Here is a 16,293-nt window from a genome sequence, read left to right on the forward strand (position 1 = left end):
CTCTCTGATGTCGTTGGGCCCTTGCGAAAAGTCGTTCCCCGACCCTATCGCGCCCGGGCTGTCCCGCTGCACCGCATTACCGCCCGTGGGGCGGGAGTTACGGGAACCGATTGTACGGAGCGCGCGGGGATGAGTACGCTCCGTGTCCCATGCGACGGAGCAATCTCCCGGCGGAGCTGAACCGGTTCGTCGGACGGTCCACCGAGCAGGCCGCCCTGACGGCGCTCCTCGACGTGTCCCGCCTGGTCACGGTCGTCGGCATGGGCGGGGTCGGCAAGACCAGGCTCGCGCTGCGGGCCGCCGCGGGCACGCAGAAACGCTACGTCGACGGGGTCAGGCTCGCCGAGCTCGCGCCGCTGCGCGACCCCGAACTGATCGAGTACGCGCTGGCCGAGGCGCTCGACCTGACCGACCACACCACGAGGCCGCCGCGCGAGATGCTCGTCGAGCACCTCGCGGAGCGGCGCGTCCTGCTGGTCCTTGACGGTTTCGAGCACCTCGTGGAGGAGTGCGCGCCGCTGGTGCGGGAGCTCCTGGAGCAGGCGCCCGGCCTCTGCGTCCTGGCGGTCGGCCGGCGGCCCCTGCGGGTGGCCGGCGAGACCGTGTTCCCGCTGGCCCCGCTGGCCGAGGCGGACGCGGTGGCGCTGCTCGCCGAGCGCGCGGCGGAGGCGGGCGCCCCGGCGCTGCCGGGGGCGGCGGCCCCGCACGGGGCACCGGCCCTGACGGGCGCGCCGGGCCGGCCGGGCCTCCCGGCGCACGGCAGCGACACCGCCATCGGCAGCGGCATCGGCGTCGGGGGCTCCGCACCGCGCTCCCCCGTCCCGGCCCGTCCGGGGGCCCCGGACGCCGTCCGTGAGCTGTGCCGGCGGCTCGACGGCATTCCGCTGGCCCTCGAACTCGCGGCCGGGCGTCTCCCGCTGCTCTCCGTCGAGCAGATGCTGCACCGCCTCGACGACCGCTTCCGGCTGCTCACGGACGGCGCGCGCGGCGCGCTCCCCCGCCATCAGACGCTGCGCACCGCCATCGGCTGGAGCCACGAGCTGTGCACCCCGGAGGAGCGGCTGCTCTGGGCGCGGCTCTCGGTATTCCCCGGCGCCTTCGACCTGGAGGCGGTGGAGTACGTCTGCGGGGGCCCGGAGCTGCCGGCGGAGCGCGTCCTGGATCTGCTGGGCGGGCTGCTCGCCCAGTCGCTGCTGGTACGGGAGGACACCCCGCTGGGTCCCGCGTACCGGATGCTCGACACCGTCGCGGCGTACGGGTCGGAGTGGCTCGCGGCGCTGGACGACACGGAGCGGATGAGGCGGCGGCACCGCGACTGGTACATGGGCCTGGCGACCTGGTGCGAGCTGGAGTGGTTCAGTCCGCGTCAGGCGGAGGTGGCGGCGCGGACCGAGGCGGCGCTGCCGCATCTGCGGGCGGCCCTCGACCTGTGCCTCGAACTCCCGGAGGACGCGCACCTCGCCCAGCACCTGGCGGGCACGCTCTGGTTCGCATGGGTGGGCTGCGGGCGTCTCTCGGAGGGGCGGCACTGGCTCGAACGGGCCCTCGCGCTGGACTCCGGGCACGAGGAGGCGCGGCTGAAGGCACTGTGGGTGCTCGGGTACGTGGCGGTGCTCCAGGGGGACGGTACGGCGGCGGTGGCGGCGCTCCACGAGTGCGGGGAGCGGGCCAGGTCCTCGCACAACGCGCTGGCGGAGGCGTACGCGACGCACCGGATGGGCTGTCTGGCGCTGCTCACGGACGACCTGCCGCGCGCGGAGGAGCTGATCGGGCGGGCCCTCGAGGAGTACCGGGCGCTCGGCGAGCTGAACAGCAACGTGCTGATGGGGCAGATCGAGGTGGCGCTCGCCCGGGCCTTCCGGGGCGACTGGGACGGGGCGGGCGCGCTCTGCCGGGAGGTCCGGGACATCTGCGAGGAGCGGGGCGAGCTGTGGGCCCGGGCGTACGCGCTCTACGTCCTCGGGTTCTCTGCGCTCGACCGTGGCGCGTACGCGGAGGCCCGGGAGCTGCTCACCGAGGCCGTGGTCATCAACCACACCTTCCGCGACCTGGTCGGCCTCGTCCTGGCGATCGAGGTGCTGGCGCTGGTGACGGTGTGCCAGGGCGATCCGGTGGGCGCCGCGGTCCTGCAGGGGGCGGCGGCGACGCTGTGGGACGCGGTGGGTGTCCGGCTCTTCGGCTCGGTGGCGTTCGACGCGCCGAGGACGCTGTGCCAGCGGCGGTCCGAGGAGGCGCTGGGCCGTGAGGCGTACGAAGCCGCGTACCGGGAGGGGCAGGCGCTGTCGGCGGCGGAGGCGGTGGAGCTCGCGGTCGCGGCCCGCCCGGACCCGACCACCGGCGCTCCGGCCGGGGAGTCCGCTCCGCGTCCCTTCCGTACGGCCAAGGTCGGCGGCGGTCCCGGGAACGCGGAAGCCCGCCGGCTCCCCCACCGGTGAGGGCGGGGAAGCGGCGGGCCCGCGTGGGTGGTACTGCGCCGTGCTGAGGATCAGCGGGCGTAGTACTCGACGACCAGCTGCTCGTCGCAGATGACCGGGATCTCCTTGCGGTTCGGGTCGCGGTCGAGGCGGAAGGCCAGGGCCTTCAGGTTGACCTGCAGGTAGCGCGGGGTCTCGCCGTCGGCGGCGAAGCCACCCTCGCGGGCCATCTCGAACAGCGGCTTGGTGCGGCTGCGCTCGCGGACCATCACGACGTCGTCGGGACGGACGCGGAACGACGGCTTGTCGACCTTGCCACCGTTGACCTGGATGTGGCCGTGAACGACCATCTGGCGGGCCTGGTAGATGGTGCGGGCGATGCCCGAACGCAGGACCAGGGCGTCGAGGCGACGCTCGAGCTCGACGACCAGCGCCTCGCCCGTCTTGCCCTCGGCCTTCTTGGCGCGGTCGTAGGCACGCGCCATCTGGCGCTCGCTGATGTCGTACTGGGCGCGCAGACGCTGCTTCTCGAGCAGACGGACCTTGTAGTCCGAGTTCTGCTTGCGGCCACGGCCGTGCTCGCCCGGCGGGTAGGGGCGGGCCTCGAAGTACTTGACGGCCTTCGGGGTCAGCGCGATGCCGAGGGCACGCGACTTCTTGACCTTGGGACGGGACTGGTTCGGCATGAACCAACCTCTCTATCTGTTGCGAAACGGCTTCACCAGGGTTAGGGGAGGTCGCATCCGCAGCCCGGGAAACCCACGTGGTCCGTCCAGGACGGACCTGTGGGCAGCCGCTCCCAGGTCTGGGCACATACGTGCAGCACGCGAACGACCCACCGCCGCTCCCGGGAGTCCCGGGGGGTGGTGGGTGGCACGCGACACCTTCGAAGGTGCGCGACGCTCCTGGAAACCCCGCCCGAGGGCCGGGTCTCCGGCTGACTGTCCCGTTCTGGTGTGCCGACCGGAGCCGGACACGGGACGCAGCAATCCGGACCAGTGTACCGGGTCCACGGGGCGCGCTCGCCCGCGGGCCCGGTCCCGGCCCGCGGCGCGGGGTCGCGCCGCCGGGCGCGTCCTACTCGTCGCCCTTCAGCCTCGCCCGCACGCGCTCCACCACGTCCGCGTAGCGGGCTTCCGCGCCGTAGCGGGTGGGTTCGTAGTAGTGCTTGCCGTGGATGGTGTCCGGGGCGTACTGCTGGGCCGCGATGCCGCCGGGGACGTCGTGGGGGTAGACGTAGCCCTGGGCGTGGCCCAGTTTGGCCGCGCCCTTGTAATGGCCGTCGCGCAGGTGCGGCGGGACCTGACCCGCGAGGCCGCCCCGCACGTCGGCCAGGGCGGCGCCGATCGCGGTGGTCGCCGCGTTCGACTTGGGGGCCAGGGCGAGGGCGATGGTGGCGTGGCTCAGGGTGAGCGCCGCCTCGGGGAAACCGATCATGGCGACGGCCTGGGCGGCGGCGACGGCGATCGGCAGGGCGTTGGGGTCGGCGAGGCCGATGTCCTCGCTCGCGGAGATCATCAGGCGCCGGGCGATGAACCGCGGGTCCTCCCCCGCCTCGATCATGCGCGCCAGGTAGTGCAGGGCCGCGTCCACGTCCGAGCCGCGAATGGACTTGATGAGGGCGCTGGCCACGTCGTAGTGCTGGTCGCCGTCCCGGTCGTACTTCACGGCCGCGCGGTCGACGGTCTCCTCGACCGTCTGGAGGGTGATCTCCGGCTCGCCCTTGGCGATGGCGGCGCCCGCGGCCGCCTCCAGGGCGGTGAGGGCGCGCCGGGCGTCCCCTCCCGCGACGCGCAGGAGGTGGGCCTCCGCGTCCTCGGGCAGGGTCACGGCCCCGCCGAGGCCGCGCTCGCCGGTGAGCGCCCGGGCCATCAGACCGCGCAGGTCGTCGTCGGTGAGCGGCTCCAGGGTGAGGAGCAGGGAGCGGGAGAGCAGCGGGGAGATGATCGAGAAGTACGGGTTCTCGGTGGTGGCGGCGATGAGCGTCACCCAGCGGTTCTCGACGGCGGGCAGCAGGGAGTCCTGCTGGGCCTTGGAGAAGCGGTGGATCTCGTCGAGGAAGAGGACGGTCTCCTTGCCGTAGCCGCCGACCGCCCGGCGGGCGCCGTCGATGACGGCCCGGACCTCCTTGACGCCGGCGGTGATCGCCGAGAGCTCCACGAACCTCTTGTTGGTCGCCTTGGAGACCACGTACGCCAGGGTCGTCTTGCCGATGCCGGGCGGACCCCAGAGGATCACCGAGGAGGCACCGGCGGGGCCGCCGTCCCCGTCGCCGACGAGTCGGCGCAGCGGTGATCCGGGCTTGAGCAGGTGCTGCTGGCCCACCACCTCGTCGAGGGTGCGCGGGCGCATCCGGACGGCCAGCGGGCTGCTGGCGGGGTCCTTCTCCTGGCGGTCTTCGGCTGCTGCGGTAAAGAGGTCGGGCTCCACAGTCATGAAGCCTAAGTCAGGGGACTGACAGAGCGGGTCCGCTCAGCTGGTCCAGAAGTCCCACCAGCGGGTCAGGATCAGCATGCCGATGATCCCGATGTGCAGGACGGGCAGGATCCAGGTGAACTCGTCGAAGAAGGTCCTGAGGCCGCGGGGGGCGGGGATGACGCCGTTGCGGACGTTGTGCGAGGTCACGTACCAGAACATGACGATGGTGGCGACCCAGGCCAGGCAGCACCACAGGCAGAGCGAGTTGATCTCGTACAGCGACTGGTACATCAGCCAGGTGCAGAAACCGACGCCGAAGAGGGTGCCGGCGTTGAGGCCGAGCCAGTACCAGCGGCGGTAGCGGGCTCCGGCGAGCAGGCCGACGCCGATCGCGACCACCATGGCGTAGGTGACGAGGCCGAGCATCGGGTTCGGGAAGCCGAAGACCGAGGCCTGCTCGCTCTTCATGATGTTGCCGCAGGAGACGATCGGGTTGAGGCTGCAGCCCGGGACGAAGTTCGGGTCTTCCAGGAGCTTGAACTTGTCGATCGTGATGACCCAGGCGGCGAGCGCCCCGGCCGCTCCGGTGATCACCAGCAGCCAGGCGAGGGCCTTGCTCGCGCCGATCGTGCCCGCTGTTTCCGTACCCGCGTTCGCCATGGCTGCATTCTGCCTCATGCGGTGACCCTCGCCGCCGTGGGCGGGGAGGATGCCGGGCGGCGGACCGCCCGGCATCCATGCTCCCTTACGCGAGTCGCGTTCGGACCGCTTCCACGAGGCCGTCCAGCGCCACCGCCTGCTGCTCGCCGGACTCCATGTCCTTGAGCTGGACGACACCCTCGGCGAGGTCGCGCTCACCGGCGACGATCGCGTAGCGGGCGCCGGACCGGTTGGCGTTCTTCATGTGGCCCTTCAGGCCCTTGGCGCCGAAGGAGAAGTCCGTCGCCACACCCGCCTTGCGCAGCTCGGTGACGACGCCGAACAGCACCCGGCGGGCCTCGTCGCCCAGCGGGACCGCGAAGACGCTGGTGGCGGCGGGGATGTCGAGCTCGATGCCCTCCGCCTCCAGGGCGAGGACCGTGCGGTCCACACCGAGCGCCCAGCCCACCGACGGCAGCGCGGGGCCGCCGATCATCTCGGAGAGACCGTCGTAGCGGCCGCCGCCGCCGACCGCGGACTGCGAGCCGAGACCGTCGTGGACGAACTCGAAGGTGGTCCGGGTGTAGTAGTCGAGGCCGCGGACCAGCTTGGCGTCGTCCTCGAAGACGACGCCCGCCGAGGTGATCAGGGCGCGCACCTCCTCGTGGTACGCCTTGCAGGCGTCGCACAGGTAGTCGCGCAGCAGCGGGGCGCCGACCAGCTGCTTCTGCACGGCCTCGCGCTTGTCGTCGAGGACGCGCAGCGGGTTGATCTCGATGCGGCGGCGGGTGTCGTCGTCGAGGTCGAGGCCGCGCAGGAAGCCCTGGAGCGCCTCGCGGTAGACGGGACGGCACTCCTTGTCGCCCAGCGAGTTGAGCAGGATGCGGAAGTTCCGCAGGCCGAGCGAGCGGTACGCCTGGTCGGCGAGGATGATCAGCTCGGCGTCGAGCGCGGGGTCCTCGGCGCCGATCGCCTCGGCGCCGACCTGCGAGAAGTGGCGGTAGCGGCCCTTCTGCGGGCGCTCGTAGCGGTAGTACGAGCCGGAGTACCAGAGCTTGACCGGCAGGTTGCCCTGCTTGTGGAGGCTGGCCTCCAGGGCGGCGCGGAGCACGGACGCGGTGCCCTCGGGGCGCAGGGCGAGCTTGTCGCCGCCCTTGGTCTCGAAGGCGTACATCTCCTTGCTCACGATGTCGGTGGATTCGCCGACGCCGCGGGCGAAGAGGTTCACGTCCTCGAAGCCGGGGGTCTCGACGTAGCCGTAGCCGGACGTGCGCAGCGGCGCGGCGATCGCGTCGCGGACCGCGAGGTACTGGGCGGAGAAGGGGGGGATCAGGTCGTACGTGCCCTTGGGGGCCTTGAAGGTGCTCACGGAAGTCTCGTCACATTCCTCGTCGGGGAGCGTCGGTGCTCCCGAGGCCGGCCGCGACGTCCCGCAGATAGGGGTTGGTCGCGCGCTCCTGGCCGATGGTCGTCTGGGGACCGTGTCCCGACAGCACCACGGTCGAGTTGTCGAGCGGCAGGCACACGCGGGCCAGCGATTCGAGCATCTCGTCCATGTCACCGCCGGGCAGGTCGGTGCGTCCGACGGAGCCGGCGAACAGCAGGTCTCCGGAGAAGAACACGGAGGGGATCTCCGTGGTCTCCGGCATCCTGAAGGTCACCGACCCCTTGGTATGACCGGGCGCATGGGCGACGGAGAAGTCCAGACCGGCGAGCTTCAGCTCGGCGCCGTCGGTGAGCTCTCGCACGTCGTCGGGTTCTCCCACGGTCAGCTCGCCCATGAGGGGCATCCCGATGGAGCGGCCGAGGGCCTTCTCCGGGTCGCTCATCATGTAGCGGTCCGACGGGTGGATCCACGCGGGGACGTCATGGGCGCCGCACACCGGGACGACGGAGGCGACGTGGTCGATGTGTCCATGGGTGAGGACGACGGCGACGGGCTTGAGCCGATGCTTCTTCAGCGTCTCCTCGACACCCTGGGCGGCCTGGTGGCCCGGGTCGATGATCACGCACTCCTCGCCTGCGGCGGGGGCGACCAGATAGCAGTTGGTCCCCCAGGCCCCGGCGGGGAACCCGGCAATCAGCACGTTCGTCCTTAGATGTCGTCCGGCACGGGGGCGCGGAATTCTCGGCGATCACGGAATGCGGCAGATCAGAGCCTACCGGCGGTGCCGGTTCCACAGCCAACCCGTATACGGTACGGGCACACCCGGCCAGGACAGGAACAGACGAGCGACAGGAGCGGAACCGGTGGTCACCAGCGATCAGCGGCGGCGGCAGCTTGCCAGGGAGAAGTACGCGCGGCAGCAGCAGCGGCGGGAGGAGTCCCGGCGCAAGGCCAAGCGCCGCAACACCGTCATCGCGGCGGCCCTCGCGGTGGTCCTCGCGGCGGGCGGCGCGGTGTACGCGTCCGTGGCGCTGACGGGCGACGACTCCCCCAAGGACAACGCGGCGGGTTCCGACGGTTCGGCGAGCGGCCCGACGCCCTCGCAGAGCCAGTCGTCGGGCGCCGAGCCGAAGATGTCGGTGGACGCCAAGGCCACGTACGCCATGGCGCTCAAGACCAACGAGGGCGACATCACGATCACCATGGACGCGGCGAAGACCCCGCGCACGGTGAACTCCTTCCACCACCTCGCGGGGAAGAAGTACTTCGACGGGACGAAGTGCCACCGGCTCACCACCCAGGGCATCTTCGTGCTCCAGTGCGGTGACCCGAAGGGCGACGGCACCGGCGGCCCGGGCTACACCATCCCGGACGAGAACCTCGACGCCCTCGGCAAGGCCGACGCGCAGGGTTCGGTGACGTACCCGGCGGGCACGGTGGCCATGGCCAACACCGGGCAGCCCGGCAGCGGCGGCTCGCAGTTCTTCCTCGTCTACAAGGACACCAAGCTGCCGCCGAGCTACACGCCGTTCGGGAAGATCGACGCGGCCGGCCTCAAGGTGGTCCAGGACGTGGCCGCCGCCGGTGTCACGGGCGGCGCCACGGACGGCGCCCCGAAGAAGGCCGTCACCATCGAGAAGGCGACCGTCGCGAAGAAGTGAGCCGGGGTCCGCACCCGCGCGTGACCGTCGAATCTCGGTCGTGCTGAGTGCGGACAGCCGGGCCGCGGTTCGCCTAGATTGGCGTTGTGCAGCGTTGGGCCTTCGGCCTCGCTGCGGATGGCGGGCGAGGCCCGCCGGGAAACTGTGGACGATGCCCGGGGGGTACGACCCCGCGACGGCATCATGGTGAGGAGGCGCTGTGAGCAGCGACCCGTGGGGCCGCGTCGACGAGACGGGCACCGTGTACGTGCGGACGGCCGAGGGTGAGAAGGTCGTCGGATCGTGGCAGGCCGGCACCCCTGAGGAGGCCCTGGCCTACTTCGAGCGCAAGTACGAGGGCTTGGTTGTCGAGATCGGCCTCCTCGAGAAGCGGGTGAGGACCACCGACCTCTCGGCGAAGGACGCCACCGCGGCGATCGAGCACATCCGCCAGCAGATCGACGAGCACCACGCCGTCGGTGACCTGGCCGCGCTCGCGACCCGCCTCGACAAGCTGGTCGAGACGGTGGACTCGCGCCGTGAGGAGCGCAAGGCGCAGAAGGCCAAGCAGACCGACGAGGCCCGCGCCGCCAAGGAGAAGCTCGTCACGGAGGCCGAGGAGCTGGCCCAGAGCGAGCAGTGGCGTTCCGCGGGCGAGCGCCTGCGGGCGCTCGTGGACACCTGGAAGGGCCTGCCCCGGCTCGACCGGAAGTCGGACGACGAGCTGTGGCACCGCTTCTCGCACGCCCGTTCGGCGTTCTCGAAGCGGCGCAAGGCCCACTTCGCCTCGCTGGACGCCCAGCGGGAGGACGCCCGCAAGGCGAAGGAGCGCCTGGTCGCCGAGGCGGAGTCGCTGTCGAACTCCACCGACTGGGGCACCACGGCGGCCCGCTACCGCGATCTGATGGCGGAGTGGAAGGCGGCCGGCCGCGCCCAGCGCGAGCACGAGGACGACCTGTGGAACCGCTTCCGCGGCGCCCAGGACGTCTTCTTCGCGGCGCGCGGCGAGGTGTTCGCCGAGCGGGACGCGGAGCAGACCGAGAACCTCAAGCTGAAGGAGGAGCTCGCGACCGAGGCCGAGAAGCTGCTGCCGGTGTCGGACCTGAAGGCGGCCCGCGCGGCCTTCCGTTCCCTCAACGAGCGGTGGGAGGCCATCGGGCACGTGCCGCGTGACGCCCGTCCCAAGGTCGAGGGCCGGATGCACACGGTGGAGCGGGCGATCCAGGAGGCCGAGGAGGCCGAGTGGCGCCGGACGAACCCGGAGGCACGCGCGCGTGCCGCGGGTCTGACCGGTCAGCTGCAGGACGCGGTCGAGAAGCTGCGCAAGCAGATCGACGCGGCCCGTGCCGCCGGGAACGACGCCAAGGCCGACAAGCTCGCCCGCGAGCTCGAGGGCCGTCAGGCGCTGCTCGACCAGGCTCTGAAGGGCCTGGAGGAGTTCGGCGGCTGACACGGCCGTTGACCGTACGAGGAAGGCCCCCCGGCGCGCAGCCGGGGGGCCTTCCTCGTGTCCGTGGCTACGGCCTGCGGGCCGAGGTGACGCGGTAGACGTCGTAGACGCCCTCGACGCCGCGTACGGCCTTCAGGACGTGGCCCAGGTGCTTGGGGTCGCCCATCTCGAAGGTGAAGCGCGAGGTGGCCACCCGGTCGCGGGAGGTCTGGACGGCCGCCGAGAGGATGTTGACGTGCTGGTCAGAGAGGACGCGGGTGACGTCCGAGAGCAGCCGGGAGCGGTCCAGCGCCTCGACCTGGATGGCGACCAGGAAGACGGAGGACTGGGTGGGCGCCCACTCGACCTCCAGGATCCGCTCCGGCTCCCGGGACAGCGACTCCACGTTGACGCAGTCGCTGCGGTGAACCGATACGCCGCTGCCCCGGGTGACGAAGCCGATGATCGGGTCGCCGGGCACCGGGGTGCAGCAGCGGGCCAGCTTCACCCAGACGTCCTCGACGCCCTTGACGACGACGCCGGGGTCGGCGCTGGAGCGGCGCTTGGAGCGGCCGCGGGTGGGCGGCGCGGCCTCGTCGATGTCCTCGGTGGCGGCCTCCTCGCCGCCGAGCGCCTGGACGAGCTTCTGCACGATGGACTGGGCGGTGACGTGGCCTTCGCCGATCGCCGCGTACAGCGAGGAGATGTCGCTGTAGCGCATCTCGTGGGCGAGGGTGACGAGGGAGTCGCCGGTGAGGATCCGCTGGATCGGCAGGTTCTGCTTGCGCATGGCCCGTGCGATGGCGTCCTTGCCCTGCTCGATGGCCTCGTCGCGCCGCTCCTTGGAGAACCAGGCGCGGATCTTGTTGCGGGCGCGGGGGGACTTGACGAAGCCCAGCCAGTCGCGGGAGGGACCGGCGCCCGCGGCCTTGGAGGTGAAGACCTCGACGAGGTCGCCGTTGTCGAGGGTCGATTCGAGCGGCACGAGCCGTCCGTTGACCCGCGCTCCTATGGTGCGGTGGCCGACCTCGGTGTGGACGGCGTACGAGAAGTCCACCGGGGTGGCGCCCGCGGGCAGCGCGATGACATCGCCCTTGGGCGTGAAGACGAAGACCTCGTTGCGGGAGAGGTCGAAGCGCAGGGACTCCAGGAACTCGCTGGGGTCCTCGGTCTCCTTCTGCCAGTCGAGGAGCTGGCGCAGCCACGCCATGTCGTTGAGGTGGTCGTCCTTGCCGGTCTTCTTGGGCACGTCGGCGCGGACCTTGGAGGCGCCGGCGACGGCCTCCTGCTTGTACTTCCAGTGCGCGGCGATGCCGTACTCGGCGCGCCGGTGCATGTCGAAGGTGCGGATCTGGAGCTCGACCGGCTTGCCGTTGGGTCCGATGACCGTCGTGTGCAGCGACTGGTACATGTTGAACTTCGGCATCGCGATGTAGTCCTTGAACCGGCCGGGGACCGGGTTCCATCGCGCGTGGACGGTGCCGAGGGCGGCGTAGCAGTCCCGCACCGTGTCGACGAGGACACGGATGCCCACCAGGTCGTAGATCTCCGCGAAGTCACGGCCGCGGACGATCATCTTCTGGTAGACGCTGTAGTAGTGCTTGGGGCGGCCGGTGACGGTCGCCTTGATGCGGGCGGCGCGCAGGTCGGCCTGGACCTCGTCGGTCACTATGGCGAGGTACTCGTCCCGCTTGGGGGCCCGCTCGGCGACGAGCCGGACGATCTCGTCGTACATCTTGGGGTAGAGGATCGCGAAGGCGAGGTCCTCCAGCTCCCACTTGATGGTGTTCATGCCCAGCCGGTGGGCCAGGGGCGCGTAGATCTCGAGGGTCTCGCGGGCCTTCTTCTCCTGCTTCTCCCGCTTGAGGTAGCGCATGGTGCGCATGTTGTGCAGGCGGTCGGCGAGCTTGATGACCAGGACGCGCGGGTCCTTGGCCATGGCGACGACCATCTTGCGGACGGTCTCGGCCTGTGCGGCCTCGCCGAACTTGACCTTGTCGAGCTTGGTGACGCCGTCGACGAGGAGGGCGACCTGGTCGCCGAAGTCCCGTCGCAGGGTGTCCAGGCCGTACTCGGTGTCCTCGACGGTGTCGTGCAGCAGACCGGCCATCAGCGTCGCCGGGTCCATGCCGAGCTCGGCGAGGATCGTCGTCACGGCGAGCGGGTGGGTGATGTACGGGTCGCCGCTCTTGCGCTTCTGGCCGCGGTGCCAGCGCTCGGCGACCTGGTAGGCCCGCTCGACCTGGCGCAGGGTCGCCGTCTCGATCTTGGGGTCGTTGGAGCGGACGATCCGCAGCAGCGGTTCGAGGACCGGGTTGTACGGGGAGGAGCGCTGCACGCCGAGCCGGGCGAGGCGGGCGCGGACGCGGTTGGACGAGCCGCCGGAGCGGGCGGGCGCCGCCGGAGCGGGCCGCGTGGGGGCGGGCGCCTCGGGGGCCGGCTGCGCGGGCGCGGCTGGCGCGGGCCCGGTCTCCGCGGGCTTGTTCTGGGGCGTGCCGGTCCCGGGCGCGGCCTTCGCGGCCTTCGGGTCGGGCTGCGCGGCGGAGAGTGACTGGGCCTCGTCTGGCAAGAGCGCTCCTCTGGGTCCCCCCGGACGCGGTCTGGGGGAGGTGCCGGGTCCCCCGGTCAGGCCCGGAAAGGCCATGGTATCGAGCCCTGACACGCGGTGCTCACGCGGCCGGGGCGGGACCGGGGCGGACGGCGGGCGGTGGACGCCCTCCGGGTCCCGGACCTGGGCACTCGGGAAAACCGACGGGGCGCCCCGGGGATTCCCCGGGGCGCCCCGTGCGGGGTGAAACCCCGTAACAGACGGCGTCGGACGGTGTCAGACGGTGATCAGCGCCGTGAGCGGAGCGCCGTTCAGTGCCGGTTCCAGCCGGGCGCGGCCGGGCAGGAAGCCCAGCTCCATGAGGACCGCGACTCCCGCGACCTCGGCGCCGGCCCGGCGGATGAGCTCGATAGAGGCCTCGGCCGTGCCACCGGTGGCGAGGACGTCGTCGATGACCATGACGCGGTCGCCCGCCGCCAGGTCCTCGGCGTGCACCTCGATCTCGGCGGTGCCGTACTCCAGCTCGTACGCCTGGCGGAGCGTGGCCCCCGGGAGCTTGCCGGCCTTGCGGACCGGGATGAAGCCCAGGCCCGCGCGGACGGCCACGGGGGCGGCCAGGATGAAGCCGCGCGCCTCCAGGCCGACGATCTTCGTCGCGCCGTGCGCGGAGCACAGCCCGGCGAGGGCGTCGGTGAGCGCCGTGAACGCCTCCGGGTCCGCGAGCAGCGGCGTGATGTCCTTGAACAGCACGCCCGGCTTCGGGTAGTCCGGTACGTCGCGGATGCGGCTGAGCAGGAGGTCGGTGACGTCCTGGGCCTCGGCGGTCATCCTCGGCGCTCCTCGGTACGGCCGCGGCGGCCGGTCCGGGGACCGACGACGGCGGCCTCGGCCGCGTCCATGGACAGGCCGTCCGCGTCCTCCGCCGACTCGCCCTTCGCGGCCGCGCTGGCCCGCTTGGTCATGATGCGCTTCTTGAGGGCCTTGATCGCCGGCTCGCGTTCCTTGAGGTCGGCGACGAGCGGGGTGGCGATGAAGATCGAGGAGTACGCACCGGCGGCGAGACCGACGAACAGCGACAGCGAGATGTCGTTGAGCATGCCGGCGCCGAGGACGCCACCACCGATGAAGAGCAGGCCGGCGACCGGCAGCAGCGCGACGACGGTGGTGTTGATCGAACGGACGAGGGTGCCGTTGATCGAGCGGTTGGCCAGCTCGCTGTACGTGTAGCGGGTCTGCTTCGTGATGTCCTTCGTCTGCTCCTTGAGCGAGTCGAAGACGACGACCGTGTCGTACAGCGAGTAGCCGAGGATCGTCAGGAGACCGATGACCGTTCCGACCGTGACCTCGAAACCGACCAGCGAGTAGATGCCGACCGTGATCGTGAGGTCGTGGATGAGCGCGACGAGCGCCGCGACCGCCATTCTCCACTCGAAGGCGATGGCCAGGTAGATCACCACGAGGATCATGAAGACCCCGAGGCCGGTCCAGGCCTTGGTGGCGATCTGCTCACCCCAGCTGGGGCCGACGAGCTCCGCCGCGATCTTGTCCTCGGGGACGTTCAGGTCCTTGGCGAGCTCCGTGCGGACCTTGTCCGACTGGGCGGTGTCCAGGCCGCCGACCTGGATGCGCAGGGAGCCGTTGCCGAGCTTCTGGACGATCGCGTCGTGGCCGGAGGCCTCTTCCGCGTAGTCCTGCGCCTGGCTGACGGAGACGTCCGACTTCGGGGTGGTGAAGACGGCGCCGCCCTGGAACTCGATGCCCATGTTGAGGCCGCGGACGGCCAGGGCCACGATGGCGGTGATGGTGATCAGGATGGACAGGCCATACCAGATCTTGCGGTTGCCGATGAAGTCGTAGCCGACCTCACCACGGTGGAGCCGGGCGCCGAGATCGCCGAGCTTCGACATCTCACGCCTCCTTCGGGTCGACAGGGCCAGAGGCGGTGGCACGGCGGGAGCGGCGCAGCGGGGGCTTGGCTCCGAGGCGCTTCGGGTCGAGGCCGGACCAGGCGTGGCCGTTGCCGAAGAACTTGGTGCGCGCGAGGAGCGTCATGACCGGCTTGGTGAAGAGGAACACCACGACGACGTCGAGCAGGGTGGTCAGGCCCAGCGTGAACGCGAAGCCCTGGACCTTGCCGACGGTGACGATGAAGAGCACGGCCGCGGCCAGGAACGACACGAAGTCGGAGACCAGGATGGTGCGCCGGGCCCGCGGCCAGGCGCGCTCGACGGCCGGGCGGAGCGTGCGGCCCTCGCGGAGTTCGTCGCGAATGCGCTCGAAGTAGACGATGAACGAGTCCGCGGTGATACCGATGGCGACGATCGCTCCGCAGACGGCCGGCAGGTTCAGCGCGAAGCCGATGGCCGGGCCGAGCAGGGCCATGATCACGTAGGTGAGGAGCGCGGAGACGCCGAGGCTCAGGATGGCGATCAGCGACAGGCCGCGGTAGTAGGCGACCAGGTAGATGATGACCAGACCGAGGCCGATGGCGCCGGCGATCAGACCGGCCTCCAGCTGCTCACCGCCGAGCGCGGCGGTGACGGTGTCGACGCTCTGGGTCTGGAAGGAGAGCGGCAGGGCACCGTACGACAGGATGTTGCCGAGGTCCTGGGCCGACTGCTGGTTGAAGTTGCCGGAGATCTCGGCACTGGCGCTCAGCGTCTGGCGCACCGACGGGGCCGAGACGACCTCGCCGTCCAGGACGATCGCGAAGCGGTTCTGCGGGTCGGCCTGCGAGGACAGCTTGCTGGTGATCGACTGGAACTTCTTCGAGCCGCCGCTCGTGAAGTCCATGGTGACGATCCACATGCCGCGCTGCTGGTCGAAGACGCCCTTGGCGTCGTCGACGTCCTTGCCGTCCACCTCGGCCGGGCCGAGGAGGTACTTCGACCACTGGCCCGGCGCGTCCTCGCCACAGGCCACGGTGGGCTGGGTGGGCAGGACACCCTGGCCGGCGGCGCTGCGCTGCTTGGGGTCGAGGCAGTTCAGGGAGGCGAACTTCTGCTCCAGCGCCGCGGTGGAGGCATCGGGCGTCGGGGTCGCCGACGGGGTCCCGGTGGCCTTGGGCTTCGACGAGGCGGAGGAGCTGCCGGTCGGGGTCGGGCTCGGGGCCTTGAGGGCCTCCGTGAGCGCGCGGCCCTGGGCGGAGCCGGTGGCCGTCGGCGTGGGCTTCTTCTCGCCCACGGACGAGCCGGAGGCGGAGGAGGACGGCTTCGGCGAGGCCGACGGGGAGCCGGAGGAGCTGGCGCTGGGCGCCGGGGCGGCTCCGCCGTTCGTCACGCCGAGAACGGGCCGGAAGTAGAGCTGGGCGGTGGTGCCGACCTGCTCACGGGCCTGCTTCTCGTTCGTCCCGCGAGGGATGTTGACGATGATGTTCTCGCGGCCCTGCGTCTGGACCTCGGCCTCGGAGACACCGAGACCGTTGACACGGCGCTCGATGATGCCCACGGCGGTGTTCATGTTGGTCTCGTTGACCGCCGACTCCTGGCCGGGATCGGCCTTGGCCTTGAGCGTGATCGACGTACCACCGGCGAGGTCGATGCCCAGGCGCGGGGTGGTGTGCCCCGACCAGAACATGCCTCCGGTGAGCGCGACCATGGCGATCAGGATGAGTGCCAGGGCGCGGCCCGGCCGACTCTGTCCCCCCGCCGGCCTTCGGCCCTTCTTCGGTGCTGCCACCTGTCGTATCTCCCTGTCCAACCGTCTCCCGCCGGGTATGCGTGAGACGGCCACGAAGTGTGTGTGGGGACCTTCCCCCGCAGACGTGGAACCGTTCCGGGGACCGCGCGCGCCGGTGGGCGTGCGCGGTGTCCCCGGCC

Annotated in this window: 12 protein-coding genes; 3 read left to right on the forward strand and 9 right to left on the reverse strand. The window is 71.3% G+C overall.

The window, feature by feature from the left end:
- The first annotated feature begins 149 nt into the window (after window positions 1-149).
- Entirely contained in the window at window positions 150-2,435 is a 2,286-nt protein-coding gene (locus DEJ43_RS05425; protein WP_078508605.1) for an ATP-binding protein, read from the forward strand.
- A gap of 50 nt (window positions 2,436-2,485) precedes the next feature.
- Here DEJ43_RS05425 and rpsD read toward each other — a convergent pair whose 3' ends face one another.
- From rpsD to DEJ43_RS05450, 5 genes are all read right to left on the reverse strand, one after another.
- Window positions 2,486-3,100: a 30S ribosomal protein S4 gene (gene rpsD, locus DEJ43_RS05430; protein WP_015032311.1), complete on the reverse strand. Its 615-nt coding sequence runs from the start codon at window positions 3,098-3,100 to the stop codon at window positions 2,486-2,488.
- Between the two features lie 391 nt (window positions 3,101-3,491).
- Entirely contained in the window at window positions 3,492-4,844 is a 1,353-nt protein-coding gene (locus tag DEJ43_RS05435) for a replication-associated recombination protein A (protein ID WP_041662145.1), read from the reverse strand.
- Between the two features lie 42 nt (window positions 4,845-4,886).
- Complete coding sequence (locus tag DEJ43_RS05440) at window positions 4,887-5,510, reverse strand: vitamin K epoxide reductase family protein (protein WP_071892388.1); 624 nt, start codon at window positions 5,508-5,510, stop codon at window positions 4,887-4,889.
- A 67-nt stretch (window positions 5,511-5,577) separates the two neighbouring features.
- Window positions 5,578-6,840, reverse strand: coding sequence for a histidine--tRNA ligase (hisS, locus tag DEJ43_RS05445; RefSeq protein WP_015032314.1), 1,263 nt, complete (start codon window positions 6,838-6,840; stop codon window positions 5,578-5,580).
- A gap of 10 nt (window positions 6,841-6,850) precedes the next feature.
- Window positions 6,851-7,558 carry an MBL fold metallo-hydrolase gene (locus DEJ43_RS05450; RefSeq protein ID WP_015032315.1) on the reverse strand — a complete coding sequence of 236 codons (708 nt, stop codon included), beginning with the start codon at window positions 7,556-7,558 and terminating at the stop codon, window positions 6,851-6,853.
- 163 nt (window positions 7,559-7,721) lie between these two features.
- Here DEJ43_RS05450 and DEJ43_RS05455 point away from each other — a divergent pair, with 163 nt between their 5' ends.
- Window positions 7,722-8,519 (forward strand): peptidylprolyl isomerase, encoded by a 798-nt coding sequence (locus DEJ43_RS05455; protein ID WP_015032316.1) that lies wholly within the window; start codon window positions 7,722-7,724, stop codon window positions 8,517-8,519.
- Window positions 8,520-8,718: 199 nt separating this feature from the next.
- Window positions 8,719-9,948: a DUF349 domain-containing protein gene (locus DEJ43_RS05460; RefSeq protein WP_015032317.1), complete on the forward strand. Its 1,230-nt coding sequence runs from the start codon at window positions 8,719-8,721 to the stop codon at window positions 9,946-9,948.
- Window positions 9,949-10,015: 67 nt separating this feature from the next.
- Here the strand turns inward: DEJ43_RS05460 and DEJ43_RS05465 are convergent, their stop codons facing one another.
- From DEJ43_RS05465 to secD, 4 genes are all read right to left on the reverse strand, one after another.
- The gene (locus tag DEJ43_RS05465; RefSeq protein ID WP_041662146.1) at window positions 10,016-12,496 is read right to left on the reverse strand and encodes a RelA/SpoT family protein; all 2,481 of its coding nucleotides are present in this window, start codon (window positions 12,494-12,496) and stop codon (window positions 10,016-10,018) included.
- A 255-nt stretch (window positions 12,497-12,751) separates the two neighbouring features.
- The gene (locus DEJ43_RS05470; protein WP_015032319.1) at window positions 12,752-13,303 is read right to left on the reverse strand and encodes an adenine phosphoribosyltransferase; all 552 of its coding nucleotides are present in this window, start codon (window positions 13,301-13,303) and stop codon (window positions 12,752-12,754) included.
- On the reverse strand, window positions 13,300-14,382 hold the full coding sequence (gene secF / locus DEJ43_RS05475; protein WP_015032320.1) for a protein translocase subunit SecF: 1,083 nt from the start codon (window positions 14,380-14,382) through the stop codon (window positions 13,300-13,302). Before secF ends, DEJ43_RS05470 begins: the two co-directional genes overlap by 4 nt.
- Before the next feature lies 1 nt (window position 14,383).
- The gene (secD, locus tag DEJ43_RS05480) at window positions 14,384-16,153 is read right to left on the reverse strand and encodes a protein translocase subunit SecD (RefSeq protein ID WP_015032321.1); all 1,770 of its coding nucleotides are present in this window, start codon (window positions 16,151-16,153) and stop codon (window positions 14,384-14,386) included.
- Window positions 16,154-16,293 lie beyond the last annotated feature (140 nt).

It is taken from the genome of Streptomyces venezuelae ATCC 10712, from assembly GCF_008639165.1.
In the GTDB taxonomy this organism is placed as follows: Bacteria; Actinomycetota; Actinomycetes; order Streptomycetales; family Streptomycetaceae; genus Streptomyces; species Streptomyces venezuelae.